General features: G+C 67.3%; 24 protein-coding genes. 8 read left to right on the plus strand and 16 right to left on the minus strand.

The genetic code is table 11. The features are described from left to right. Nucleotides 1-367: 367 nt before the first annotated feature. The 5 genes from fabF to A3OK_RS0109620 all read right to left on the minus strand — a co-directional run bounded on the left by fabF (nucleotide 368) and on the right by A3OK_RS0109620 (nucleotide 4,908). Nucleotides 368-1,630 (minus strand): beta-ketoacyl-ACP synthase II, encoded by a 1,263-nt coding sequence (fabF, locus tag A3OK_RS0109600; protein ID WP_026597087.1) that lies wholly within the window; start codon nucleotides 1,628-1,630, stop codon nucleotides 368-370. A 94-nt stretch (nucleotides 1,631-1,724) separates the two neighbouring features. Continuing rightward, entirely contained in the window at nucleotides 1,725-1,961 is a 237-nt protein-coding gene (locus tag A3OK_RS0109605; RefSeq protein WP_018044468.1) for an acyl carrier protein, read from the minus strand. A 294-nt stretch (nucleotides 1,962-2,255) separates the two neighbouring features. Further along, nucleotides 2,256-2,996, minus strand: coding sequence for a 3-oxoacyl-[acyl-carrier-protein] reductase (gene fabG, locus A3OK_RS0109610; RefSeq protein ID WP_019904657.1), 741 nt, complete (start codon nucleotides 2,994-2,996; stop codon nucleotides 2,256-2,258). Nucleotides 2,997-3,010: 14 nt separating this feature from the next. Then, entirely contained in the window at nucleotides 3,011-3,952 is a 942-nt protein-coding gene (gene fabD / locus A3OK_RS0109615) for an ACP S-malonyltransferase (protein ID WP_019904658.1), read from the minus strand. A 233-nt stretch (nucleotides 3,953-4,185) separates the two neighbouring features. Continuing rightward, nucleotides 4,186-4,908 (minus strand): carbonic anhydrase, encoded by a 723-nt coding sequence (locus A3OK_RS0109620; protein WP_019904659.1) that lies wholly within the window; start codon nucleotides 4,906-4,908, stop codon nucleotides 4,186-4,188. Between the two features lie 248 nt (nucleotides 4,909-5,156). Here A3OK_RS0109620 and rpoZ point away from each other — a divergent pair, with 248 nt between their 5' ends. Beyond that, on the plus strand, nucleotides 5,157-5,567 hold the full coding sequence (gene rpoZ, locus A3OK_RS0109625; protein ID WP_019904660.1) for a DNA-directed RNA polymerase subunit omega: 411 nt from the start codon (nucleotides 5,157-5,159) through the stop codon (nucleotides 5,565-5,567). A gap of 179 nt (nucleotides 5,568-5,746) precedes the next feature. Further along, nucleotides 5,747-7,981, plus strand: coding sequence for a bifunctional (p)ppGpp synthetase/guanosine-3',5'-bis(diphosphate) 3'-pyrophosphohydrolase (locus A3OK_RS0109630; RefSeq protein WP_019904661.1), 2,235 nt, complete (start codon nucleotides 5,747-5,749; stop codon nucleotides 7,979-7,981). A gap of 4 nt (nucleotides 7,982-7,985) precedes the next feature. On the opposite strand, the gene A3OK_RS23955 is transcribed toward A3OK_RS0109630, so the two are convergent. Next, nucleotides 7,986-8,138 carry a hypothetical protein gene (locus A3OK_RS23955; protein WP_155911990.1) on the minus strand — a complete coding sequence of 51 codons (153 nt, stop codon included), beginning with the start codon at nucleotides 8,136-8,138 and terminating at the stop codon, nucleotides 7,986-7,988. A gap of 165 nt (nucleotides 8,139-8,303) precedes the next feature. Here A3OK_RS23955 and pyrE point away from each other — a divergent pair, with 165 nt between their 5' ends. Together pyrE and A3OK_RS0109645 are read left to right on the plus strand one after the other, a co-directional pair. Beyond that, nucleotides 8,304-8,903 (plus strand): orotate phosphoribosyltransferase, encoded by a 600-nt coding sequence (gene pyrE, locus A3OK_RS0109640; protein WP_019904663.1) that lies wholly within the window; start codon nucleotides 8,304-8,306, stop codon nucleotides 8,901-8,903. Nucleotides 8,904-9,240: 337 nt separating this feature from the next. Continuing rightward, entirely contained in the window at nucleotides 9,241-9,912 is a 672-nt protein-coding gene (locus tag A3OK_RS0109645; RefSeq protein WP_019904664.1) for an NYN domain-containing protein, read from the plus strand. A gap of 79 nt (nucleotides 9,913-9,991) precedes the next feature. Here the strand turns inward: A3OK_RS0109645 and A3OK_RS0109650 are convergent, their stop codons facing one another. The 3 genes from A3OK_RS0109650 to dapA form a co-directional block, all read right to left on the minus strand. Beyond that, a complete protein-coding gene (locus tag A3OK_RS0109650; protein WP_036302226.1) occupies nucleotides 9,992-10,765 on the minus strand; it encodes a prephenate dehydrogenase/arogenate dehydrogenase family protein in 774 nt (257 codons plus the stop codon). A 199-nt stretch (nucleotides 10,766-10,964) separates the two neighbouring features. Next, complete coding sequence (gene smpB, locus A3OK_RS0109655) at nucleotides 10,965-11,438, minus strand: SsrA-binding protein SmpB (RefSeq protein ID WP_019904666.1); 474 nt, start codon at nucleotides 11,436-11,438, stop codon at nucleotides 10,965-10,967. 197 nt (nucleotides 11,439-11,635) lie between these two features. Continuing rightward, nucleotides 11,636-12,529, minus strand: a complete 894-nt coding sequence (dapA, locus tag A3OK_RS0109660; protein ID WP_019904667.1) for a 4-hydroxy-tetrahydrodipicolinate synthase — start codon at nucleotides 12,527-12,529, stop codon at nucleotides 11,636-11,638. A 185-nt stretch (nucleotides 12,530-12,714) separates the two neighbouring features. Here dapA and A3OK_RS0109665 point away from each other — a divergent pair, with 185 nt between their 5' ends. Beyond that, nucleotides 12,715-15,021, plus strand: coding sequence for a lytic transglycosylase domain-containing protein (locus A3OK_RS0109665; RefSeq protein ID WP_019904668.1), 2,307 nt, complete (start codon nucleotides 12,715-12,717; stop codon nucleotides 15,019-15,021). Nucleotides 15,022-15,102: 81 nt separating this feature from the next. Here the strand turns inward: A3OK_RS0109665 and A3OK_RS0109670 are convergent, their stop codons facing one another. The 6 genes from A3OK_RS0109670 to A3OK_RS0109690 form a co-directional block, all read right to left on the minus strand. After that, nucleotides 15,103-15,390: a hypothetical protein gene (locus A3OK_RS0109670; protein ID WP_019904669.1), complete on the minus strand. Its 288-nt coding sequence runs from the start codon at nucleotides 15,388-15,390 to the stop codon at nucleotides 15,103-15,105. 15 nt (nucleotides 15,391-15,405) lie between these two features. Beyond that, nucleotides 15,406-17,478: a BON domain-containing protein gene (locus A3OK_RS0109675; RefSeq protein ID WP_019904670.1), complete on the minus strand. Its 2,073-nt coding sequence runs from the start codon at nucleotides 17,476-17,478 to the stop codon at nucleotides 15,406-15,408. 220 nt (nucleotides 17,479-17,698) lie between these two features. Beyond that, a complete protein-coding gene (locus A3OK_RS0109680) occupies nucleotides 17,699-19,513 on the minus strand; it encodes an ATP-binding cassette domain-containing protein (RefSeq protein ID WP_019904671.1) in 1,815 nt (604 codons plus the stop codon). 57 nt (nucleotides 19,514-19,570) lie between these two features. Next, complete coding sequence (locus A3OK_RS24560) at nucleotides 19,571-19,786, minus strand: hypothetical protein (RefSeq protein WP_081631180.1); 216 nt, start codon at nucleotides 19,784-19,786, stop codon at nucleotides 19,571-19,573. An 83-nt stretch (nucleotides 19,787-19,869) separates the two neighbouring features. Further along, a complete protein-coding gene (locus A3OK_RS0109685) occupies nucleotides 19,870-20,187 on the minus strand; it encodes a polyhydroxyalkanoic acid system family protein (protein ID WP_019904672.1) in 318 nt (105 codons plus the stop codon). A 214-nt stretch (nucleotides 20,188-20,401) separates the two neighbouring features. After that, entirely contained in the window at nucleotides 20,402-20,707 is a 306-nt protein-coding gene (locus A3OK_RS0109690; RefSeq protein ID WP_196805428.1) for a septal ring lytic transglycosylase RlpA family protein, read from the minus strand. A 635-nt stretch (nucleotides 20,708-21,342) separates the two neighbouring features. Here A3OK_RS0109690 and A3OK_RS0109695 point away from each other — a divergent pair. Then, complete coding sequence (locus tag A3OK_RS0109695; RefSeq protein ID WP_026597088.1) at nucleotides 21,343-22,536, plus strand: site-specific DNA-methyltransferase; 1,194 nt, start codon at nucleotides 21,343-21,345, stop codon at nucleotides 22,534-22,536. Nucleotides 22,537-22,596: 60 nt separating this feature from the next. Here the strand turns inward: A3OK_RS0109695 and mutY are convergent, their stop codons facing one another. Beyond that, a complete protein-coding gene (gene mutY / locus A3OK_RS0109700; protein WP_036302741.1) occupies nucleotides 22,597-23,901 on the minus strand; it encodes an A/G-specific adenine glycosylase in 1,305 nt (434 codons plus the stop codon). 161 nt (nucleotides 23,902-24,062) lie between these two features. Between mutY and A3OK_RS0109705 the strand changes: the two genes are divergently transcribed. Then, nucleotides 24,063-24,353, plus strand: a complete 291-nt coding sequence (locus A3OK_RS0109705) for a TM2 domain-containing protein (RefSeq protein WP_019904676.1) — start codon at nucleotides 24,063-24,065, stop codon at nucleotides 24,351-24,353. A gap of 76 nt (nucleotides 24,354-24,429) precedes the next feature. Further along, nucleotides 24,430-24,921, plus strand: coding sequence for a DciA family protein (locus tag A3OK_RS0109710; RefSeq protein ID WP_019904677.1), 492 nt, complete (start codon nucleotides 24,430-24,432; stop codon nucleotides 24,919-24,921). Nucleotides 24,922-24,937 lie beyond the last annotated feature (16 nt).

Genomic DNA, 24,937 nt, shown 5'->3' on the forward strand with positions numbered 1-24,937 from the left:
CTCGATGCCCCTCCCCGGCCGCCGCCGGAGTGTAAGGGGCACCTCCACCCTGAGTCGAGCCGTCAGGCGCGAAGGGCGGGCATTCACACGCGACCTTAGCCGTTTTTGTGGCGGAATGGGGGTAGGAAGGACCGAGAGCCTACGGAGCCGGAAGCGCGTTCGCCCGCCCGAAGATTGGATATCCGGATTATAAAATCGGGTTCTAAATCGCCGATACTTGAGCGATGGTTCGAACCATCGTCGGTTCCACGGCGATATATTTTCAAATGGACGTATTTCGAACGCGATGTCAGGCGCGGAGATCTCAGCGCCCACGTGACCACGACCGTCGTTCCAGCGTCCAAAAACCGACTGGAGATGCGGTGATCTATTCGACCCGCCGCATCACCAGCGACGCATTCGTGCCACCGAACCCAAAGGAATTCGACAGCACGACATCCACCTGCTTGCGCTTGGCCTCGTGCGGCACGAGGTCGATCGCAGTTTCCACGGAGGGGGTGTCGAGGTTGAGGGTCGGGGGCATCACGCCGTCGCGGATGGTGAGCACCGAGAAGATCGCCTCGATGGCGCCGGCCGCTCCCAGCAGATGGCCTACGGCCGACTTGGTGGAGGACATCGCGGCCTTGCCGGCATGCTCGCCGAGCAGACGCTCCACGGCCTTGAGCTCGAGCTCGTCGCCCATGGGCGTCGAGGTGCCGTGGGCGTTGATGTAGTCGATGTCGGAGGCCTGGAGGCCGGCGCGCTTCACGGCGGCGCTCATGCAGCGGAAGGCGCCGTCGCCGTCCGGGGCCGGAGAGGTGATGTGGTAGGCGTCGCCGGTGAGGCCGTAGCCGACCACTTCAGCGTAGATCTTGGCGCCGCGCGCCTTGGCGTGCTCGTATTCCTCGAGGATCACCACGCCGGCGCCCTCGCCCATGACGAAGCCGTCGCGGTCCTTGTCGTAGGGGCGCGAGGCCTTGGTCGGCGCGTCGTTGAATCCGGTGGATAGGGCGCGGCAGGCGGCGAAGCCCGCGAGCGCGAGGCGGTTGACCGGAGATTCGGCGCCGCCGGCCACCATCACGTCGGCATCGCCGAACTGGATCAGCCGGGCCGCGTCGCCGATGGCGTGGGCGCCGGTGGAGCAGGCGGTGACCACCGCGTGATTCGGCCCCTTGAGCCCGTGCGCGATCGAGACCTGGCCCGAGGCGAGGTTGATGATGCGGCCGGGAATGAAGAACGGCGAGATCCGTCGCGGCCCCTTGTCGTGCAGGGTCACGGAGGCGTCGTAGATGCCCCCGATCCCGCCGATGCCGGAGCCGATCATCACGCCGGTGGCGCATTGATCCTCGTAGGTGGTCGGGTGCCAATTTGCATCGTCGAGGGCCTGGCCGGCGGCGGCCATGGCGTAGACGATGAACGGATCGACCTTGCGCTGCTCCTTCGCCTCCATCCACCGGTCGGGGTTGAAGGTGCCGTTGCTGCCGTCTCCGAACGGGACCGAACAGGCGATGCGGCAGGCGAGATCGGAGACGTCGAAGGCTGTCACCTGCGACGCTCCGCTATCTCCCGCGATCAACCGGCTCCAGGTGGTCTCGACGTCGCTTCCCAGCGGCGTCACCATGCCTAAGCCCGTCACCACAACCCGACGCATCGCGTTATCCCGAACCGGTCCCGTCATTATCAATCCAAATGGCGCGCGGGGCGCCAAGGCCCCGCTTGTGTCGGCGCCGTTTGTCCCGTCGCGCTTACGCGGAGTTCTTCTCGAGGAACTTCACGGCATCGCCAACCGTCTGAATGGTCTCGGCGGCATCGTCGGGGATCTCGACGTTGAACTCTTCCTCGAACGCCATCACGAGCTCGACGGTGTCGAGGCTGTCGGCGCCGAGATCATCGATGAAGTTCGCGCCCTCGACCACCTTTTCCGGCTCAACGCCGAGGTGCTCGACAACGATCTTCTTCACGCGCTCAGCGATATCGCTCATCGTTCTTGGTCCTTAGCTATTCGATCGTGATGGTGAAGGCGCCGTGGCCGCTATCCCGCTGATGCGGATTTCTGAAAGCGGCCGGTGTCCGATCGCGCGTGGCCTTGAGAGCCCGCAACACGCTGAACCGTCAACCCCCCTCGCACGGCAGCCGGGGTGGTAGCACAGGGTTTTGGCGCTGGCGAGAGGCGGTTCACAAACCGTTCATCGCTGTGACTTTTTCGAGCGAACGGATGATAAATTCGAGTGTGCGGTGCAGCAAGGCCGCATCCTCCTCCGGGGGCGGCGGGCGCCTCAATACATCGCCATGCCGCCATTCACGTGCAGGGTCTGCCCGGTGACATAGGCGGCCTCGTCGGAGGCGAGATACACGGCTGCGGCGCCGATCTCCGCGCCGGTGCCGAGGCGGTTCATCGGCACGCGGGAGAGGATGCCCTCGCGCTGCTTCTCGTTCAGCACATCGGTCATCGGCGAGGTGATGAAGCCCGGCGCGATGCAATTGACGGTGAGGTTGCGGGTGGCGACTTCGGCGGCCAGCGCCTTGGTCATGCCGACGAGCCCGGCCTTGGCGGCGGCGTAGTTCACCTGTCCCGGATTGCCGGTGGCGCCGACCACGGAACCGACATTGACGATGCGGCCGTGACGCCGCTTCATCATGCCCTTCACCGCCGCCCGCGAGAGCCGGAACGCCGCGGTGAGGTTCACCGCGATCACCGCTTCCCACTCGTCGTCCTTCATCCGCAACATCAGGTTGTCGCGGGTGATGCCGGCATTGTTGACCAGGATGTCGAGCCCGCCCATCGCGGCCTCGGCGGCGGGCACCAGGGCCTCCACGGATTCCTTGTCCGACAGGTTGCCGGGCACGAGGTGGATACGCTCGCCGCCGAGTTCGGCGGCCAGGGCGTCGAGCGCCTCGGTGCGGGTGCCCGAGATGGCGACGATGGCGCCCTGCGCATGCAGAGCCTTGGCGATGGCGCCGCCGAGGCCGCCGGTCGCGCCGGTGACGAGGGCCTTGCGGCCGGTCAGGTCGAACATGGACAATCCTGTCTTCAGCTGAGCGTCGGGAAGGCGGCCACGTCGTCGGGCGTGCCGACGGGGGTCGCGGTGGAGCCGGAGGCGATCCGCTTGACGAGGCCGGTGAGCACCTTGCCGGTGCCGATCTCGTAGAACTGGTCGATGCCGGCCGCCGCCATGGCCTCGACGCATTCGCGCCAGCGCACGGTGCCCGTCACCTGGGCGACGAGGGCCTGGCGGATCGCCGCCGGCTCAAGGGCCGGAGAGGCCAGCACGTTGGAATAGACCGGCACCAGCGGCGCCTTCATCGCGACCCGCGTCAGGGCCTCCTGCATGGCCTCCGCCGCCGGAATCATCAGCGAGCAGTGGAACGGGGCCGAGACGTTGAGCATCACCGCGCGCTTGATCCCGCGCGCCTGTGCGATCGCCACCGCGCGTTCCACGGCGGCCTTCGTGCCCGAGAGCACCACCTGCCCGGCGCCGTTGTCGTTGGCGACGTCGCAGACGTCTCCCTCGGCCGCCTCTGCGGCGACGGACAGGGCCAGTTCAGCATCGGCGCCGATCAGGGCGGCCATGGCGCCGGCACCGGGTGCCACCGCATTCTGCATCGCCTCGCCGCGGATGCGCAGGAGACGGGCGGCGTCGGAGATCGTGAAGGTGCCGGCGGCGGCGAGCGCCGTGTATTCACCGAGCGAATGGCCCGCCACCGCCGCGACGTCGCGGACGAGATCGAGGCCGCGCTCGGCCTGGAGCACGCGCAAGGTCGCGAGGCTCGCCGCCATCAGGGCGGGCTGGGCGTTGGCGGTGAGCGTCAGCTCCTCCACCGGCCCCTCGAACATCAGCGTCGAGAGGGACTGGCCCAACGCCTCGTCGACCTCGTCGAAGACGGCTCGTGCCTGAGGAAAGGATTCGGCCAGGGCCCGGCCCATGCCGACGGCCTGGCTGCCCTGACCCGGAAAGATGAATGCGCGCGCCATGCTCGTCAGAATCCTTTGCCACGTCGTCGCACGGGAAAGGGCGGCGCAGTCGCACCGTGTGCCGCAGGTGTCAACACGACGAGGGCCGAAGCGGGGGACGAATACCCCGTCCTGACCGGGGCCGAGGTCACGGTCCGGGCCAGGACGGCCGGGCGTGTCCCCTCCTCGCACGCTCCGTTCCGGATCACCCGCCGCCTGCGCCGCGGGCGTCCGGTCTCGACGATCCGCCGGTCTCAGGCCTCGTTGAAGAAATCCACCGTGCCGGTGTCGAGGCTGTAGGAGGCGCCGACGATGCGCAGCTTGCCGGCTTTCAGAGGGTCGAGCAGGGCCGGCTCCGAGGCGGTGCGCATGCGGTTCACCACCCGGTCGACATTGGCGCGCACGCAATTCTCGATGAAGTCGCCGGGCTTGCCGCGCGCGGAGAGCACCGCCGGCACGATCGGCTCGATCATCCGGCCGATGGAGCCGGGATAGACGGTGTTGTTCTCGACCACATCCGCCGCCGCCTGGACCGCGCCGCAGCGGCTGTGGCCCATGACGAGGATAAGCGGCACGCCGAGCTGCGACACGGCGTATTCCACCGATCCCAGGGCCGAGGTGTCGGCGGTGTTGCCGGCATTGCGGACGATGAAGAGCTCGCCGAGGCCGCGCCCGAACAGGATTTCCGGCGAGACGCGGGAATCGGAACAGCTCACCAGCACGCAGAACGGCGTCTGCCCCAGGGCGATCTCGATCCGGCGCTCGCGGCCCTGCACGGCGCGGACCGGGCTGTCGGTCTTGTAGAGCCGGTTGCCCTCCTTCATCAGCTCCAGCGCCTGATCCGCCGTCAGGTCTGTCTTCTTGGTGGACGGGCTGGCGGCGAGGCCGAGATTCGGCATCGCGGTGGCGGCGAAGGCCGCTGCGCCGAGATGGCAGGCGCAACTGAACAGATTGCGGCGGCTGAGCGTACTCGTCATTGCGATGGATTCCCCCGCATCCCGGCGGTGAGGCGCGCGCGAGATGACGGCGTCATGCGTAGCGCCAGGGCTTGGCCGTGTCGCCGGGTCTTTAAGCGGCGGCGGCGACGGGGATGGATCGGTGTCACCGCACGTGCTCGTCGATCGCCGCTGCCGGTTCTGCCGTTGCGCTTGTTGCGCCGCGCAAGCCGGTGTAAGAGGCCCGTTCAATCACGAAATTCCCGGTCCCATGGAAGGAGCCGCTTCGCATGGCTCGCGTCACCGTTGAAGACTGCATCGACAAGGTCGAGAACCGCTTCGAGCTCGTTCTGCTCGCGAGCCACCGCGCCCGCCTGCTCGCCGCCGGCGCGCCGCTGACGATCGACCGCGATCGCGACAAGAACCCCGTCTGCGCCCTGCGCGAGATCGGCGATGAGACCATCACCGCCGACGACCTCAAGGAACAGCTGATCCACTCGATGCAGAAATACGTCGAGGTGGACGAGCCGGAGGCCGAGACCGTGCCGCTGCTGTCGAGCTCGCCGGCCGCCGCTGCCGTCGCGCCGCAATCGTCCAGCGACGACGGCGCCGTCCAGTTCGACCGGATGAGCGAAGAGGATCTCCTGCGCGGCCTTGAGAACCTCGCTCCCCCGACCGAGACGGACGAAGAGGCCGAGTGATCGGCCGACCGGTCCTGTCCTGACGATCGCGCGAGAAACCCGGCCGAGTGCCGGGTTTTTTGTTTTCCGGGGCGAGAAAGCCGTGTCATGCGGCGCCATGGGTCTGGCGTGCCCGTGCGCGATGCGAAACAATCGACCGCGAGGCGGGCAGTGACGATGAGTGAAGGGTGTTGCGGCGGATGATGCGCCAGTACGAGCTCGTCGAGCGGGTGAGGCGTTACAACCCCGCCACGGACGAGGCCCTTCTCAACCGTGCCTATGTCTACGCCATGCGCGCCCACGGCACGCAGAAGCGGGCATCCGGCGATCCGTTTTTCGCCCATCCGCTGGAGGTCGCGGCGATCCTCACGGATCTCCGGCTCGACGACGCCACCATCGTCGCCGCGGTCCTTCACGACACGGTGGAGGACACCGCCGCCACCCTCGACGAGATCAGCGCGATCTTCAGCCCCGAGATCGGCGCCCTGGTCGACGGGCTGACGAAGCTCAAGCGGCTCGATCTGGTCTCGAAGCGCGCGGCGCAGGGCGAGAACTTCCGCAAGCTGCTGCTGGCCGTGGCGGCGGATGTGCGCGTGCTGCTCGTCAAGCTCGCCGACCGCCTGCACAACATGCGCACGCTCCACCACATGAAGCTGGAGAAGCGCGAGCGGATCGCCCAGGAGACGCTGGACATCTATGCGCCGCTCGCCGGCCGCATGGGCATGCAGGAGCTGCGCGAGGAGCTCGAAGACCTGGCGCTGCGCAACCTCAAGCCCGAGATCTACGCGACGATCGCCCAGCGCCTCGCCGATCTCGCCGTCAAGTCCGAGCGGCTGGTGGAAAGCATCGAGCGCGACCTCACCGCCAAGCTCGCGGCGCAGGGCATCAATGCCGTGGTCACCGGCCGTCAGAAGCGGCCGTTCTCGATCTCCGCCAAGATGGAGCGCAAGTCGGTCGCCTTCGAGCAGCTCTCGGACATCTTCGGGTTCCGCGTCATCGTGGAATCGCTCTCCGAATGCTACGGCGCGCTCGGTGTCGTCCACACCACTTGGCCGATGGTGCCGGGGCGCTACAAGGACTACATCTCGACCCCGAAGCAGAACGATTACCGCTCGATCCACACCACCGTGATCGGGCCGAAGAGCCAGCGCGTCGAGTTGCAGATCCGCACGGCGGCCATGGACGAGATCGCCGAATACGGCATCGCCGCGCACGCCCATTACAAGGAAACCGGCGGCAAGGACGAGATCGGCGGTGTCCATCCGCGCCTCGCCACCGAGAGCGGCGCCTATCAATGGCTGCGACGGACCATCGAACTCCTGGCCGAGGGCGACAGCCCGGAGGAGTTCCTCGAACATACCAAGCTGGAACTGTTTCAGGATCAGGTCTTCTGCTTCACGCCCAAGGGCCGCCTCATCGCCCTGCCGCGCGGCGCGACCCCGATCGACTTCGCCTACGCCGTCCATACCGATGTCGGCAATACGGCCGTCGGGGCCAAGATCAACGGCCGCATGGCGCCCCTGCTGATCGAACTCGTCAACGGCGACGAGGTCGAGATTGCGCGGGCCGACGGGCAATCGCCCCCGGCGGCCTGGGAATCCCTCGTCGTCACCGGCAAGGCCCGCGCCGCGATCCGGCGGGCGACCCGCTCGGCCGTGCGGCGGCAATATGCCGGTCTCGGCCGACAGATCCTCGACCGCGCCTTTGAGCGGGCCGCAAAGAGCTTCTCCGAGGACAAGCTGCGCGGCGCGCTTCCCCGCTTGGCCCGCCAGAGCACCGAAGACGTGTTCGCGGCGGTGGGACGTGGCGAGATGTTCTCGGGCGACGTCGTGCGGGCGGTCTATCCCGACCACAAGGACGAGCGCCGCACGGCGTCGCCGCTGCAGCAGCCGATGGATGGGGGCGCCGGACGCCTCAGCCTCGCCAAGGGACAGGCCATGCGCCTCACCTTCCCGGAGGGCAGCGCCGATATGGGGCGGGCCGACGCCATCCCCATCCGTGGTCTCGACAACGACCTGCCGGTGAGCTTCGCCCCCAATGGCGGCGCGGTGCCCGGAGACCGTATCGTCGGCATCCTCACCCCCGGCGTCGGGGTGACGATCTATCCGATCCAATCGGCGGCACTCGCCGCCTTCGACAACGAGCCGGCGCGCTGGCTCGATGTGCGCTGGGATGTCGAGGCCGGCGCGATCGAGCGGTTCCCCGCGCGCCTCGCCCTGCAATCGATCAACGAGCCCGGCGTCCTCGCCCAGATCGCCCAGGTCATCGCCGACCATGACGGCAATATCGACAACGTCTCGATGAAGCGGAGGACGCAGGATTTCACCGAGATCGTCATCGACCTCTCGGTCTGGGATCTGAAGCACCTCAACGCCATCGTCGCCGAGTTGCGCGGCAAGCGCACCGTGAGCAAGGTCGACCGCGTCAACGGCTGAAGGTTCATGCCATGATGCGTGCCTGGCCCGGGGCCTTGGCGGCGCAGAAGGTTCGGCCGGCCATCGCCACGGCATGGGACGGCACCACCGGGCAACAGGCCATGCCGGTCGTCATGCAGCACAGCCGCAATGGCGCAAGATCGGGCACGAATGGCATCAGGCTTCGTCGAAACGGACGCGCGTTCGAGGCTCCGGGAATCACGGTAACCTCGCGTCGGCGTAAATCCGCCGGCTCAGGGGCGGTCCAGGGTCCGCCTTGCGCTCTTTGCCCCGCGCTGCCACAAGCGCGGCCCTTACAGCCCATTCAAGGAGCGCCACTCTCATGACACCAGACGCGGTGCTCACGGAATTTCGCGACGCGGGGGCTCTGCTCGAAGGGCATTTCGTCCTGAGTTCCGGGCTTCATTCCGGCGTGTTCCTTCAGAAGATGGCGATCTTCTCCGATCCGGTTCGCACCGAGCGCCTGTGCAAGGCCCTGGCGGACGTCATCGTCGCCCGTTTCGGGCCCATCGATATCGTCGTTTCTCCGGCCATCGGCGGCATCGTGCCCGGCTACGAGACGGCGCGCCATCTCGGCGCGCGCGCCATTTTCGTCGAACGCGATCCCGGCGGTCCCTTCGCCCTTCGGCGCGGCTTCAGCATTCCCGCCGGCAAGCGTGCGGTGATCGTCGAGGATATCGTGACCACCGGCCTGTCCGCCCGCGAATGCCTCGCATCGCTCCAGAGCGAGGCGGGTGACGTCGTCGGCGCCGCCTGCCTCATCGATCGTTCGGGTGGCCGCGGTGAGATCGGCCTGCCTCTCGTCACTCTGGTCACTCTCGACATTCCGGCCTACCCTGCCGATGCACTGCCGCCCGAACTGGCCGCTTTGCCCGCCGTGAAGCCCGGCAGCCGACGGATGGTCGATTCAAGCAAAACTTAAACTTAAGGTAGCCAATTGGCTGTCACACAATTGCGAACAACACTCATGTCGACGTTCATATTCTAGGCAGTTCCTATTTTACTCCAATGTTTCGAACGATTGTGGGCACAGCCCGGTTGACAGTCGCGTCCTTCTGTCAATAGCAAGGATCATTATTGGCAGGGATGGGGGCTATCTGCCGATTGTCAAAAATTATTCGCTCATTTTGCAGCTTGGAATGAATCGATTTTTATCCAACGTGGTGAAGATCGAGAGAACAAGTCTAGTCGAGACAGATTTATTTCAAATACTGTCGCGTTAGGTATGCAAAAATTCTGACGAGAAAATGGATCGTTCAATGAGCGCACAACAGCGCAGCGCCCTGTTCATCGACGGGGCCAATCTCTACGCAGCGACGAAAGCTCTCGGGTTCGATATCGACTATCGCCGTCTGCTGAAGGAGTTTCAAGCTCGCGATAATCTGATCCGAGCCTTTTACTACACTGCGATGGTTGAAGACCAGGAATATTCTTCGATTCGCCCATTGATCGACTGGCTCGACTATAACGGGTATCGTGTCGTGACGAAGCCGGCTAAGGAATTTACTGATTCCGCCGGCCGCCGCAAAATCAAGGGCAACATGGACATCGAGCTCGCGATCGATGCCCTCGAACTCGCTCCCCGTATCGACCACATGGTGCTGTTCTCGGGCGATGGCGATTTCCGCTCGCTCGTCGAAGCGATGCAGCGGCGCGGTGTCCGCGTCACCGTCGTCTCGACGATCCAGACCCAGCCGGCCATGATTGCCGACGACCTTCGCCGGCAGGCCGACGAGTTCATCGACCTCGTCCATCTCATTCCCCGCGTCGGTCGCGATCCCGGTGAGCGTGGCGTCCGAAGCCAGGGCGACGGCCCGCCGCGCAGCCCGCGCGAACTGCCGCGCGACGTGCCCGAGCGGCCGGCCCGGCCCAATCCGGGTCTCGAGACGCGCTACGGCATCCGCCAGGGCGACGACGCTCCCGAGCAGTAAGACCTGCCGACGGGGAATAAGGACGCCTTGCCGGCTCCTTTCCCCGTGGTGCGAATGCGTGAGTTCGCGAGAGCCACTATCAATTCATGGCATCGGAGCGTGGCTGTGACAGCTCACGCGCCAGCCGTGACGCATGCGCGAAGAAGCGGTGTCGGACATCGGCCGCGTAGGGATTCGCGCGCTCGATGGCATCGAAGACTTCCGGCGCATCGTGTCTGACCATGCCGACGGCCTGCATCAGCAGGTCGAAGCTCCTCGTCGTCATCCGGGTCGGTAGCGGCTCCATCTCGACGAAGACCTTGGCGATGAGATGCGTCAGTCCCTGGACCGAGGCCGCCGCCCGGTCATGCGCCTCCGGATCCGTGAGGATGACGTCGAGGCCCAGGCACTTCCGGAGGAAGGCCGCGACGCGAACGCCACCCTGCCCCCGGATCGGGCATATGGCGATCTTCAGTCCCTTCAGACCCGAGCGCGCGCTTTGCGGGCCGAAGAGAGGATGCGTCGCGACGATGTCCACGTGATCGGGCAACCCTTCCGCCATGATCTGCGCGGCGACCATCTTCACCGAGCCCACATCGAGGACGAGCGCGCCGTGCCTCAGAAGGGGCGCGATGGCGGAGACGACCTCGGCGAGATTCGAGACCGGAGCGGCCAGGACGACCACGGGGCAAGCCGCCACCTCGGCGAGCGTACCGAGCGTCGCGCCGTCGTCGCTGCCATGTTGCGGCAAAGCGGGATCGTAGGCGCGGAGCGGAAAATGCCGGCCGAGATGCTGGGCGATCAGCCGGCCGAACGCGCCGAACCCGATGATCCCGACGGGACTGCTCGATGAGGGGGAAATAAGCAAAGACACGGAACTGACCTCGATGGAGCCGAGGGGTCAGCGGTCCTTGAGAGAGGGTCAACCGCCGACGACCGGGGCGGTTGAGACGTGACAGAGCACCTCGCCGCTAAGGGAGCGGCGAATAATAAAGTCCGGAGAGGATCGGGCTCGTCGTCATCAGGGCTTCTAGGCAGGGCCGGCTTCGCCCGTCAATGGGCGCATTCGCAGGTCAGCCCTTGTCGCGCATGATCCGTGCGCGGTCGCGCTCCCAATCGCGCTCCTTCGCGCTCTCGCGCTTGTCGTGGAGTTTCTTGCCGCGGCCGAGGCCGAGTTCGATCTTCGCGCGGCCCTGCTCGTTGAAGTAGATCTTCAGCGGCACCACGGTGTAGCCTTCGCGCTTGGTCGCGCCGATGAGCTTGTTGATCTGCTTGCGATGCAGCAGCAGGCGACGCGGACGCTTGGTCTCGTGGTTGAAGCGATTGGCTTCGAGATATTCCGGGATGTAGGCGTTGAACAGGAACAACTCGTTCCCCGACGGACCGGCATAGGCCTCGCCGATCGCCGCCTTGCCTTTGCGCAGGGATTTGACCTCCGTCCCGGTCAGGGCGATGCCCGCCTCGAGGACGTCCGAGATCTCATAATGGAAGCGGGCGGCGCGGTTGTCGGCGACGACGCGGCGGGGATCTTGAGGTTTGGGAGCCATCACATCGTCGGTTCTGCAGCACCGGCCCGAAAAGCCGATGCCACTTTTCTGGAAAGAAGCGGATGCCGTCGCCGGCCGCGCGATGCGGCCGGACCACAATCATATGGTTCGCCGAGACTCCCCCTGCGAGGGGGATTCATACCGAGTCTCCATGAACCCGACCCAACGGTCGGGCTCCTCGAAGTCTGGTATCAACCCTAGATCAGGCCGGCATGGCGCAGGGCCGCGTCGACGATCGCCTTGGTGCCATCGCTGACCGTGAGGAGCGGCAGGCGCACCTCGTCGGACATGTGGCCGAGCCGCGACAGGGCGTATTTCACCGGCGAGGGATTCGCCTCCGCGAACAATCCCACATGCAGCGGCAGCAACCGGTCCTGGATCCGAAGAGCCGTGGCGTAATCGCCCGACAGCGTCGCTTCCTGGAACGTGGCCGACAGGCGCGGTGCGACGTTCGAGACGACCGAGATACAGCCGACGCCGCCCTGCGCATTGAATCCGAGCGCCGTCGCATCTTCGCCCGAAAGCTGGATGAAGTCTTCACCCATGGCTTGGCGTTGCAGGCTGACGCGGTCGAGCTTGGCCGTGGCGTCCTTCACGCCGGCGATATTCTTGAGTTCGAACAGCCGGGCCATGGTTTCGACGCTCATGTCGACCACGGAACGCGGGGGAATATTGTAGATGATGATCGGGATGCCGATGGCGTCGTTGACGGCCTTGAAATGCGCGTAGAGCCCGGCCTGCGTCGGCTTGTTGTAATAGGGCGTCACCACCAGGACGGCGTCGGCGCCGGCCTTCTCCGCGTTGACGGCGCGCTCGACGGCCTCGGCCGTGGAATTGGAGCCGGCGCCCGCGATCACCGGAACCCGGCCGGCGGTCTCGGCGATGCAGGCGGCCACGACACGGTCGTGCTCGGCATGGCTCAGGGTCGGCGTCTCGCCGGTGGTGCCCACGGGCACGAGGCCATGGATGCCCTGCTCGATCTGCCAGTTCACGAATTTGCGGAAGGCGTCCTCGTCGAAGGCGCCGTCGCGAAACGGAGTCGCGAGCGCGGTCATGGCGCCCCTGAGGCGCTGGGTCGTGGTGTCGGTCATCCTGGCGTTCCCGGCCGTCGATCTTTCGGTGGGCCGGTGTGCCGGCCGCGTCACCGCTTTCGCGGACGGGCAGACATAGGGCCTCACCCGCACTCGCGCAAACGCTCTGTCGGCGCGGTTAATGACTTCTTAATGCCCTCCGGGACAGCTTAGGCATGTCCGCATCCGACGGGACTGGAAGAGCCATGGCGTTCTGTACGCGCTCGCATCGTGCCGCGCTCCCCGTTTCCTTCGCGCTCGCGCTGGCGGGAACGACGATGCTGGCGGTCCCGGCCTCGGTATTTCCCGTGGCGGCCGGACAGGGGGAGGAATTCGCCAGCCGCCCGGCGAGCGATGCCGTCGCTCCCTCCGCCCTCGTTCCCGACAGCAAGGCCGCCGCCACGGACGCGGTCGCCGCCGATGCCCTCAGTCTGGAAGACCGCAGCGCCGAGACCGCGCCGAGCAAGGCGCTGCCCGCCGCCGCCAAGGCCTACGCCTCAGCGGATCCGGAAGCCCCCATCGCCTTCCCCCTCCCCGACGCGGCCGTGACGCCCGCCGCTCCCGTGCCCGAGGTGCCCGACCCCGCCCGCGCGGCACAGGTCGCGCCCGATATCGACCTGCCGACCCTGCGCCAGGCCATCGACGCCTATCGCCGCGGCAAAGTCTCCGAGGGCGACCGCCTGCGCGACGGCTTCACCGACCCTGCCGCTCTCGCCCTTCTCGAATGGGTCGCGATTCGCGCCGGGTCGGGCATCGGCTTCGAGCGCACCGTCTCTTTCACCCGGTCCAACCCGGAATGGCCGGCGGGCCCGCTGCTGCGCCGCCGCGCCGAGGAGGCGCTCCTCTCCGAGCGCAAGAATCCTGCGACCGTGCGCGCCTTCTTCTCCGGCGCGCGACCGGCAAGCGCGCCGGGCAAGTTCGCCCTGGCCCTCGCCTTCCGGGCGGAGTCCCTCGACGAGGATGCCGCCACCCTGGTACGCGACCTGTGGCGCTCGGAGACCTTCGGCAAGGCGTTGGAAACGAAGGTGCTCGACGCCTTCCCCGGCCTCCTCACCCGCGTCGACCATCGCTTCCGCATGGAGCGCGCGCTCCTGAAGGAGGATTACGACTCGGCGGGCCGCGCCGCCTCCTATGCCGGCGGCGCCTATGCGACCCTGGTGCGGGCCCGCCGCGCCGTCGAGGACAAGAGCTCGTCGGCGGCCTCGGCGCTCAACGCGGTGCCGCCATCCCTGCGCAGCGATCCCTCCTACATCCTGTCGCGCGCGCAATACCTGCGCCGGGCCGACAAGCCCGTGGAGGCCGCCGCGATCCTCGCCACCGCGCCCACCAACGGCGACGTGCTGGTCGATGGCGACGAGTGGTGGGTCGAGCGCCGGATCGTCGCCCGCAAGCTCGTCGATATCGGCAATCCGAGCCTCGCCTACGCGGTCGCCGCCGGCCATAGTGGCCGCACCGTGGAGAAGCGGATCGAGGCCGAGTTCCATGCCGGCTGGATCGCGCTGCGCTTCCTCGACGATCCGGCCAGGGCCTCCAGCCATTTCGCCAAGGCCGCGACCATCGCCGAGACTCCGATCTCGCTGGCGCGCGTCGCCTATTGGCAGGGGCGCGCCGCCGAGACGGCGGGCGATGCCGGCCTCGCCAAGACCTTCTACGAGCGCGCCGCGCTTCAGCCGATCGCCTATTACGGACAGCTCGCCCGGGCGAAGCTCGGACAGGCGAGCCTGCCGCTCCGCGTCGTCCCCGACCTCGAACCCGCCGCCGCTGCGGCCTTCGAGAACCGCCTGACCACGCGGGCGCTTCGGATCCTGGAGGCGGCCTCGCTGAAGGATCTGGCGCTGCCGCTCTACATCGACACGGCGAACCGCCTGACCAACCCGGCCGAGATCAACGCGCTCGGCAACCTCGCCGTCGAGGTGCGGGATTCCCGAGCCCTCGTCGCGGTCGGCAAGCTCGCGGTCCAGCGCGGGCTGCCCCTCGACGCCCATGCCTATCCGACCATCGGCATCCCCGATTACGAGGCCTCCGCCGCGGTGCCGCTGGTGGAGAAGGCCATGGTCTTCGCCATCGCCCGCCAGGAGAGCCAGTTCGATCCGCGCGCCCAGTCCAGCGTCGGCGCACGCGGGCTGATGCAGATGATGCCGGCCACCGCCCAGCGCACGGCGCGGCGGGTCAGCGCCTCCTACGATCAGGATCGCCTCACCAGCGACCCCGCCTACAATGCCCGTCTCGGCCAGGCCCATCTCGGCGAGCTGATGGAGGATTGGCGCGGCTCCTACATCCTCGCCTTCGCCTCCTACAATGCCGGGGGCGGCAACGTGAAGAAATGGATCGACGCCTATGGCGATCCGCGCAAGGGTGGGATCGACCCGATCGACTGGGTCGAGCGCATCCCCTTCACCGAGACCCGCAACTACGTTCAGCGCGTGATGGAGAACCTGCAGGTCTATCGCAGCCGCCTGGAAGGCAAGAGCGCCTTGCTGATCGAGGGGGATCTCCAGCGCGGAGCGCGGTGAGCGGACGAGCTCCGTCGCTCGACCGCCTCAGGATGAGGTGTTCCGGTTGGAGAAGGTGACGCCGGCGAGGATGTCGATGGCCTACGCTCTCTCGGACGCCGGCCGGGCCATCCTCGCCAGCGCTCCGAGGCCGGTTCCGATCAGGTAGACCGTCAGGTTCAGCGCCGCGCTCTCGACCCAGAAGCCGGGACGGCCCGGCACGATGCCGGCAAGGGCGATCCCGGCGAGCACGAGGGCGCCGGATGCGAGCCCGATCGCAGCGGTGAGCGCGGTCCGCCTCCGCGGCAGCCCGACATGCCAGCCGATGGAACCACCCAGCGCGAGGCTGGCGAGGAGTGCCGGCCACAGGATCGTCAGCAACAGAATCATCGGGACGATCTCGGGTCAGGAACGCAATGCGAAGCCGACGCCCTGCCCCGCGGCAGTGGCGCGGCCGGGAGGAGCGGCGACGATCCTGTCCGCCGGGATTCCGGCCTGGAGCAGGTACTCGACGATGGTCAGCGCGCGTTGGCGGGCGAGGTCCGGCTCCGGCTCGGCCGGCTTCGCCTCGGCCTGTTTGGATTCCTTCGACGCATCCGCCTTGCCATCCTTGGTCTTCACGTCTTTCGCCTTGGAATCCTTGGACTTGGGATCCTTGGCCTTGCCATCCTCGCCGTTCGCGGACTTGACCTTCCCGTCCTTGGTGGTGGGCGGTTTGAGATCGGTCGCCTTCCCTGCCGGCGTGTCGGTTTTCGCTGCCGCCGGTTTCGCGGTCTTCTTCTCGTCCTGCGCCTTGGCCGCATCGACCGAGGCGGTGTTCTCCACGCCGGCATCGAGGACGGGTTTCGGTGCGGTGGCCGCACCCGCCGGGTCGGCATGGCCCGTGACCTCGATGCGCAGGCCGGCGCAGGTTTTCGCGGCTGACGCGACCGCGTCGAGGATGGGATAGAACTCGGCCTTGAGCGTGACGCTGCCGGGGGCGAACAGGAGGCGGTTCCCCTGGATCGCGCGATCGAACGCGCTTCGGCAGGCTTCCGCATCGTCGATCATCGCGGTGGCCGGCGGCTTCACCTCGGCCTGCGCCAACCAGCCGGCCGGCATCCGCCGGGCGAGATCGGCCTCGAACCGTCCGGCGCTCTCGCGGTAGAGGCTGTCGCCGCTGAGCGCCAGGTTCCTGTCCGAGATGCGGATCTCGCCGGTCGCCAGCATGGCGAGGGTGGCGATTCCAGCCTCGACGGCGCCGGTGAGGTTGGCGGGCGCACCGTCCGCGATGCGGCTCTTGTCGACGATGCGTTCGCGGTAGAATTTCGGCCTCATCGCCGCAAGCACGCGGTCGCGCGTGGCGCTGTCCGGCAGATGCCCGGTGAGCGTCACCGCATCGCTCTCGCGCCGAACCATGAAGCGATAGGGCGAGAGCGGCATGGCGGCGAGATCGACCGGTCCCGCCCGGGTGCCGGAGGGCCGCGCATCGCGCAGAAGCGCATCGATCTCGCCGATGGCCTGTCCGTCGAGCGCCGTGCCGGTGATCGTCAGGCGCGAATCGGCATAGGTCACGCTGCCATCCTGCATCAGGGACGAGACCTGGAAGGCGAAGCGGCCGAGGCGGTTCGGATCGATTCCGTCCGCGAGCCCTCGGGCGGTCTGCATCCTGTCCTCCACCGTCGCTCCGTCGGCGGAATCCGCGGCCATGGCGCGAATTTCCTCGCGCGCCGCCTCAGAGACGACGTTGCCAGACAGGACGAGGTTTCCGCCGCGCTCACGGGTCACCGCGAACCGGAAATCCGGGATCGAGGCCGGCCGGATATCGACCTTTCCCATGGTGAAGCCGGCCGGCGGATTGGCCACGGCCTGCCGCAGGGCTTCGTAATCCGCCACGCTCGCCGCTTCTCCGCTGAGCGAAACGGTGGTGTCGGCGATGGTGGCGCTGGCCCCCGGAGCGAGCGGCTTCAGCTGTTCGAGGGCGAAGGAGGACGCTGCGGCGAAGTCCGGCGGCGCGCCCCGCGCGGCCTTCGCCTGATCGACGATCCTGGTCTCGGACGGCAGCTCGGTGGCCAATTGCGCCGCCAGCGCCCGCGGGCCGATCTCGGAGGGACGATTGCCGGTCAGGTCGATCCGTTCCGGGCTCGTGCGTGTCGCGGTCCAGATGAAGGGCGAGGCATCCTCGACGATGCCGATACGTCCGACCACGTGGCGCAGGCCCGGCAGGCGTTTCAGCCGGTCGAGGGCAGCTATGCGTCCGGCATCGTCCGGCGCTTCCCCCGTGGCGATGAGATCGCGGCCCCGCACCTTGAGGCGAAGCCAGGGCTCGAACCCCGTCTCTGCGGTGCCGCGCGCGACCGCCTCGGCCTTGGCATCGAGCCGCTGCTCCATCTGGGGCGAGAGGAGCGGCGTCGCGACGCCGATGATGAGCGCGAGGCCGGGAAGGCCGCAGGCCCAACCGTAGGTCTTCAGGGAAACGGGAAACGACAGGGTTGGCACGTCTGACCTCGACGATCGGGAACGGCCATCCGATCGGGGCCAGATCATACCAGCTTCACGGCATCATGAAGACGACGCGTGGATTATCCCGATCCTCGGGCGCTTCCTTCTCGCCGCGACGGGCGAGACTGGCCCATCGAGAGGGATTCGGGGGAACGCCGTCGCCGGAAAGGTCGCTCCCCGTCTTCCGCGGAAGGGGAAGAGGAAGGGTACCGGAACCCTACCCCTCTCGCAGCATCTCCAGTTCCAGCCAGCGGTCCTCGGACACCGAGAGGTCTGCCTCGGCGGCGGCGAGGGTGGCCGAGGCCTTCTGGAACAGGGCCGGATCGCGGCTGTAGAGCTGCGGATCGGCGAGCACGGTGCGGATCTTGGCGATGCCGGCCTGCAGCTTCGCGATCCGCTCCGGCAGCGTCTTCAACTCGTGCTGGTCCTTGAAACCCATCTTCGTCTTCGGCGCCGGCGCCGCCGAGGTGCTGGCGAGGCGCCCCGGCTTCACCTTGCCGTCGGGCCGCGGTGCCGTGGCGCTCTTGCGCGCCTCGACGCCCTGCCCGCGCTGGGTGACCATGTCGGTGTAGCCGCCGGCATACTCGACCCAGCGCCCCTCCCCCTCGCTGACGAGGACGCTGCCGACGACGCGGTCGAGGAAGTCGCGGTCGTGGCTCACCAGGATCAGCGTGCCGGAATAATCCGACAGCATCTCCTGCAACAGGTCGAGGGTTTCGAGGTCTAGGTCGTTGGTGGGCTCGTCGAGGACGAGGAGGTTGGCGGGCTGGGCCAGGGCCCGGGCGATGAGCAGGCGGTTGCGCTCGCCGCCGGAGAGCACGCTCACTGGGGTCCGGGCCTGTTCCGGCGCGAACAGGAAGTCCTTGAGGTAGCCGATCACGTGACGGCTCACGCCGCCGACGACCACGCTGTCGCCGCTGCCGCCGGTGAGCACCTCGGTCACCGTCATCGACGGCTCCAGCACCGCGCGGGCCTGGTCGAGGAGCATCATCTTGAGGTTGGTGCCGAGCGCGACGCTGCCGGAATCCGGCGCGGCCTGCCCGGTGAGCAGGTTGATCAGCGTGGTCTTGCCGGCACCGTTGGCACCGACGATGCCGAGCCGGTCGCCGCGCATCACCCGGATCGAGAGGTCGTCGACGATCCTGCGCTCGCCGTAAGCCTTGGCGGCGCTCTTCGCCTCGATCACGAGGGCGCCCGAACTCTCGGCTTCGGTGGAGGTCATCGTCGCCGTGCCGACGGGACGGCGGTCCTCGCGGCGGTCCTTGCGCAGGGCATGGAGGTTGCCGAGCCGCCGGACGTTGCGCTTGCGCCGCGCGGTCACGCCGTAGCGCAGCCAATGCTCCTCGTCGGCGATCTTGCGGTCGAGCTTGTGCCGGTCGCGCTCCTCCTCTTCGAAGAAGGCGTCGCGCCAGGCCTCGAAGGTGGAGAAACCCTGCTCGATCCGCCGGGTGATGCCGCGGTCGAGCCAGACCGTGGTCTTCGACAGGGCCGAGAGGAAGCGCCTGTCGTGGCTGATGAGGACCAGCGCGCCGCGCACGGATTTCAGCTCGGCTTCCAGCCATTCGATGGCCGGCAGGTCGAGATGGTTGGTGGGCTCGTCGAGCAGCAGGATGTCGGGCTCGGGCGCCAGCGCCTGGGCGAGGGCCACGCGCCGCCCCTCTCCGCCCGACAGGCTCTTCGGGTCCTCGGCTCCGGTCAGGCCCAGACTCTCGAGCAGGTAGCGGGCGCGATAGGCGTCGTCGCCATGGGTGAGGCCGTGCTCGACGAAATCGAGCGTGGTGGTGAACCCCGAGAAATCCGGTTCCTGGGCGAGGTAGCGGATGGTCGTGCCGGGCTGGACGAAGCGCACGCCCTTGTCGGGCTCGATGAGACCGCAGGCGATCTTCATCAGTGTCGACTTGCCCGAGCCGTTGCGGCCGACGAGGCAGGTCCGTTCGCCGGGCGAGATCGCGAGATCCGCCTGTTCGATCAGCGGCGTGCCGCCGAAGGTGAGCGCGACGTTCTGGAGGGTGAGGAGCGGGGGAGCGGCCATGATGCGGGCTTATGGCAGCGCAACCGCTCCCGAACAAATGCGGTTTTGCCCGAACGGCTACATCGTCGGGTTGGCCGGCCCCGTAGGCGACGGATCGGGCGAGCTAGGCGCCGGGCTCGGATCGTTCACCGGGATCTCCGTCGGGGTCTCGGAGGGTGCCTCGGTCGGGGTTGTCGCCGGAATGTCCGGTCCAGGACCCGGCGGCGGTGTCTGCGGCGCCTCGTAGGGAGTGTCGGGAATCGGGGCTTCCGGGATGGGTCCAGGATTCGACATCGGCTACGCCACCTGATCGCAAAGTTTCGGGAGAGGCCTGGAAACGGGCGAATGCCCGGCGCCGTTCCCCCGAAATGCGCGGCTCAGCCCTTCTTGATCAAAAGCTGGTTGCCTTCCTTGCCGATGATCTTCTTCATCCGCTCGGCGAACAGCGCGAGCAGCATCGGCAGCCGCACTTCGATGCGCACCGTCTCGGGCAGGATGTCGACCTCGCCATCGACCTTCTGGCCCATGGCGGACATGGCGAAGTTCAGCCGATCGTCGGTCCAGGTCATGTGCTCGACGCTGATGCCGGCCTTGGCGCAGGCCGCCTTTGCCTTGTCGAGCCCGCTCGAGATCCGGCGCTTCGCCTCGACGGGGCCGATCTCGTGGGGAATCTCGACGATCAGGGGCTTTGCCATGGTGCAACGATCCTCAAACACGCTTCCAGCCGTCAAGATGGGGCCGATCGCCGACCATGCAACGGCGACCGGCCCCTTAGTCCATCAGGTACGGCAGTGAAAGCCGCCAAACGCGGATTCACCATTCGACATCAGGACGATGGGTCTGCCGTGCTCCGCCGGCTCCCGGCCTGGCGACACCTCGGCATGCCCGCGCGACGTCACGGGCTTCGCGTCACTTCACGACGCTGAGCGAGACATAGGTCGTGCCGCCCATGCCGAGCGCCCGGGCGGAGCCCTTGGCGAGATCGATGATCCGCCCGCGTATGAACGGCCCGCGATCGTTGATGCGCACCACCACCGAGCGGCCGTTGCGCTTGTTCTCGACCCGGACACGGGTGCCGAACGGCAGGCTGCGATGGGCGGCGGTCATCCCGTTCGGATTGAAGCGCTCGCCATTCGCCGTCTTGCGGCCGCTGCCGTACCAGGAGGCTGCGCCGGATTGGGCGGCAGCCGGTGCACTGAGTGCGGCGAGAGACATCACGGTTCCGAAAGCGACGGCGGTCCAACGAACAGGTTTCATATTCATCCGCATTCCCTTTGTTATTGCAGAGGTCGCGGAACATAGGGCCGATGAAGGCCAAAATGAGATCAGTAGATTGTGGCGAGGTCTGCCATTTTTAGCCTAGGACCGCTCGCAGAATGTATGAATAAAATCTAAATATATTTCCAGTTCGGCGTGCCGCCGAATTCTATATTGAGAGCGCGCGGAGACTGTCGATGCTGGCCTTCGGCGGACGCTCTTTGCCTTGCCACATCGATGGCGAAGCCTGTCCAGGCTCGGCGCTCGTTGCATGGGGGATGTGCGTCGGCCGTGACCCTGGCGGGAAAGGCCCTTCCGGAGAGTGCGGTCAATGGACAGGATGCTCAGGGATCGGCGTTGCCAGGGCTTCGTAAGTCGAGGCCGCCGAGAAAATTCTGACTATGCGTTCGTCTACGAATTCTAGATTTAGTATAAGTCATAAATATGAATAGATGACGCTAAAATAACAGTATTCGGTCAGGTAGGCAAAATCTGCAGCCCCAAATCGAGACGCATTGTTCGCACCTTGGCAACCCGCTCTTTACGTTAACGGCCCCATGGTCTGCCGGTCAGTCGCGTAACCGGTGTTTGCCATGGCTTCCCTGCGTACCGCGGTTGCCGACACCGTCGCCCGGAAAAGTGTCTCGCGTACCGGGCGACTCGTGTCGGCGCCGCGGATGGGTCTCGTACCCGCCGCCCAGCGTCTCCCCCTCGACGAGATCATCGTCGGGGATTGCATTGCCGCCATGAACGCCCTGCCGGCGGCCAGCGTCGATTGCGTCTTCGCCGACCCACCCTACAACCTCCAGCTCGGAGACGGCTCGCTGCTGCGGCCCGACCAGAGCCGCGTCGATGCCGTCGACGACGCCTGGGACCAGTTCTCGAGCTTCGCCGCCTATGACGAGTTCACCCGCGCCTGGCTCACCGCCGCCCGCAGGGTGATGAAGCCGAACGCCACCCTCTGGGTCATCGGCTCGTATCACAACATCTTCCGCGTCGGCAGCGTGCTCCAGGACCTCGGCTTCTGGATCCTCAACGACATCGTCTGGCGCAAGGCCAACCCGATGCCGAACTTCCGCGGCAAGCGCTTCACCAACGCCCACGAGACCCTGATCTGGGCCTCCCGCTCGGCGGAAGCGAAGAGTTACACCTTCCATTACGAGGCGCTGAAGGGCGGCAACGACGACGTCCAGATGCGCTCGGACTGGTTCATCCCGCTCTGCACCGGCGACGAGCGCCTCAAGGGCGCCGATGGCCAGAAGGTCCACCCGACCCAGAAGCCCGAGGCCCTGCTCGCCCGGACCCTGCTCTCGGCGACGAATGCCGGCGACGTGGTGCTCGACCCGTTCTTCGGGACCGGCACGACAGGTGCGGTCGCCAAGCGCCTCGGCCGCCGCTTCATCGGCATCGAGCGCGAGACGGTCTATGCCGATGCGGCCCGCGCCAGGATCGAGGCGGTGGAGCCTCTGTCCAAGGCCGCGCTCCTCGTCGCTCCGACGAAGCGGGCCGAACCACGGGTCGCCTTCCTCAGCGTGATCGAGGCCGGCCATATCCGCGCCGGTGAGATGCTCACCGATGCGCGCGGTCGCCACGAAGCCGTGGTCCGCCCCGACGGGACCCTGATGGTCGGGCCGGCCATGGGCTCGATTCACAAGATCGGCGCCCTCGTCCAGGGCTTCCCTTCCTGCAACGGATGGGATTTCTGGCACGCCAAGCGCGACGGCAAGCTCGTCCTGATCGACGTGTTCCGCGGCAAGATGCGGGCTGCGATGGGATCGGCGGCCTGATCGCCGGCTGATCTCGATGCGATCCGGCTCGCCTGGGCGATCGGCGCATCCGGGATCTTCTCAAGCGCGCCGTGTCGTCCCGCGAGGTCGTCTGCGCGGCGCCTGTGGTGCCGGCGCCGCGATTGCCTCGTCCTCCTCGCCCTCGTATTCCGCCGGTCGAGCGGGCGGGATGCGCGGGCTCGGCTTCGGCGACGGGCGGAAGCTCGGCACCGGGTCGGGGGGCGGCTCGGCGATCGCGAGAAGCGGCGCCGGTGCGGGCTCCTTTCGCGGCCGTCCGCGCGGCGCCTTCACCACGTCGGGCTTCGGATCGAAGGCGTGGGCGAGCACCTTCTTCATCACGCCCGGCAACGGCTCGTCATCGAGGTCGCGACGGGGCGTGAATCGCAGGCCGGCGGGAGCCCTCGTGCCGAGGCCGACGCGGGCGACGAAGACGGTCAGTTCCAGTGGAAAATGGGTGAAGACGTGGCGGACGACGCCCGGCAGGCGCTTCCAGCGCGCGTCGAGGGGAGCGTCGAGGAGAGCCTGGGCGACGTCGTAGCCGCTCTCCCATGCGCTGGTCGGCGGCTCGGCCATGGCTCCGAGCAATCCTTCCGGCGGACGTGTCCGCAACAGCACCGCCTCGTCGCCGCTGCGGATCGCCACGAAAGCCGCGCCGCGGCGCTCGACGCCCTTCGCCTTCTTGATCTTGCGCGGAAACGTCTCCTGCATCCCGATCGCTCTCGCCGCGCACGGCGCCATCCACGGACAGAGCGCGCAGGCCGGCCGTTTCGGGGTGCAGATCGTGGAGCCGAGATCCATCAGGCTCTGCGCAAAATCGCCGGGCCGCTCCACCGGCACCAGAGCTTGGGTCAATCGTCGGATGTCCGGCCGGGCTGCCGGGATCGGGGTCTCGATGGCGAAGAGCCGCGTCATCACCCGCTCGACATTGCCGTCCACCGCCGCTTCCTGCCGGTCGAAGGCGATGGCGGCGATGGCGCCGGCCGTATAGGCGCCGATGCCGGGCAGCTTGCGCAGGCCGTCGAGCGTATCGGGAAAGGCACCGGCCTCGGCGATCACCTTGGCGCAGGCATGGAGATTTCGGGCGCGGGAATAATAGCCGAGCCCGGCCCAGGCCGACATCACGCTCTCCTCCGGTGCCGCCGCCAGGATTTCGACGGTGGGGAAGCGTTCGAGGAAGCGCTGGAAATAGGGTTTGACCGCCGCGATGGTGGTCTGCTGCAGCATCACTTCGGACAGCCAGACCCGGTAGGGGTCAGGTGTCTCGCCCGGCAGGGCGCGCCAGGGCAGGACACGGCGATGCCGGTCGTACCAGGTGAGGAGATCGGCGGCCTGCGGCCGGGGATCGGAGGTGGCGGACGCGCGCATCAGGGGCCGTCCATAAAGGCGCGGCATCGCCGATGGAAGCGCAGGCATCCGGTTCGGGCGAAAAGCCCTTTTCGAAAATGCTGCTTCGGTCCTCCATCGCTCGACCTCAGGTTGCGGGCGTGATAGGCGAAGCTTGGCTGTTAGATACCCGAGTCGTCCCGATGTCCCTCACCATTCAAGACCGCATCCTGATCGAGACGAGGATCGGCAACGAGGCCCCCAGCGTCGGCCTCGCCTATGCCCTGTGGTTCTTCCTCGGGATCGTTTCCGCGCATCGCTTCTATCTCGGCCGGCCGGGGACGGCGATCCTGCAGATCGTTTCCTACCTCTTTCTGGTCGGCTTCATCTGGCTTCTGATCGACGCGTTCCTGATACCCGCCATGGTGCGGGGCAAGCAGGGAGAGCTGCGCGACCGTTTTACCGCCCAGGCCACGGCCATGGGATCGGCCTGACGCTTCAGGCCGCGGCAACCGCATGGTAGCGTGAGGCTCGGCTGTCCCGAGGCATCGCAGGGTCGCATCCACCATCATGGCCCGCATCAAACCCCTCGCCGAACTGATCGAAACCTGCATCGGCCCGGCCTTCGCCGCGCAGGGGTTCGCCTCCACCGATATCCTGGCGGCGTGGCCCGATATCGTCGGCGAGCGTCTTGCCCGGTTCTGCCAGCCCTCGAAGCTCGAATGGCCGCGCCGTGCCCGGCGCGAGGAGCAGGGTCGGCCGGACCCCGGGACCCTGGTGGTGCGGGTGGAAGGCGTCTTCGCCCTGGAATTGCAGCATCTGGCGCCCGTGGTGATCCAGCGCATCAACGCCCATTACGGCTGGGCCTGCATCGGCAAGCTGGTCCTGAAACAGGGGCGCGTCCATCAGGTCGTGCGGAAGCGGGTGGCTCCGCCCCTCGATCCCGCCAAGCGCGGCGAAGTGGCCCTGGCCGTCTCCGCGATCGATGACGACGCCTTGCGGGATGCCCTCGATCGGCTCGGCGTGGCGATCGTCTCGTCGGCGCCTCCCGGTTCCGCCTGAAGCCTCCTCTCGCTCC

This window comes from Methylobacterium sp. 77, from assembly GCF_000372825.1.
Taxonomy (GTDB): domain Bacteria; phylum Pseudomonadota; class Alphaproteobacteria; order Rhizobiales; family Beijerinckiaceae; genus Methylobacterium.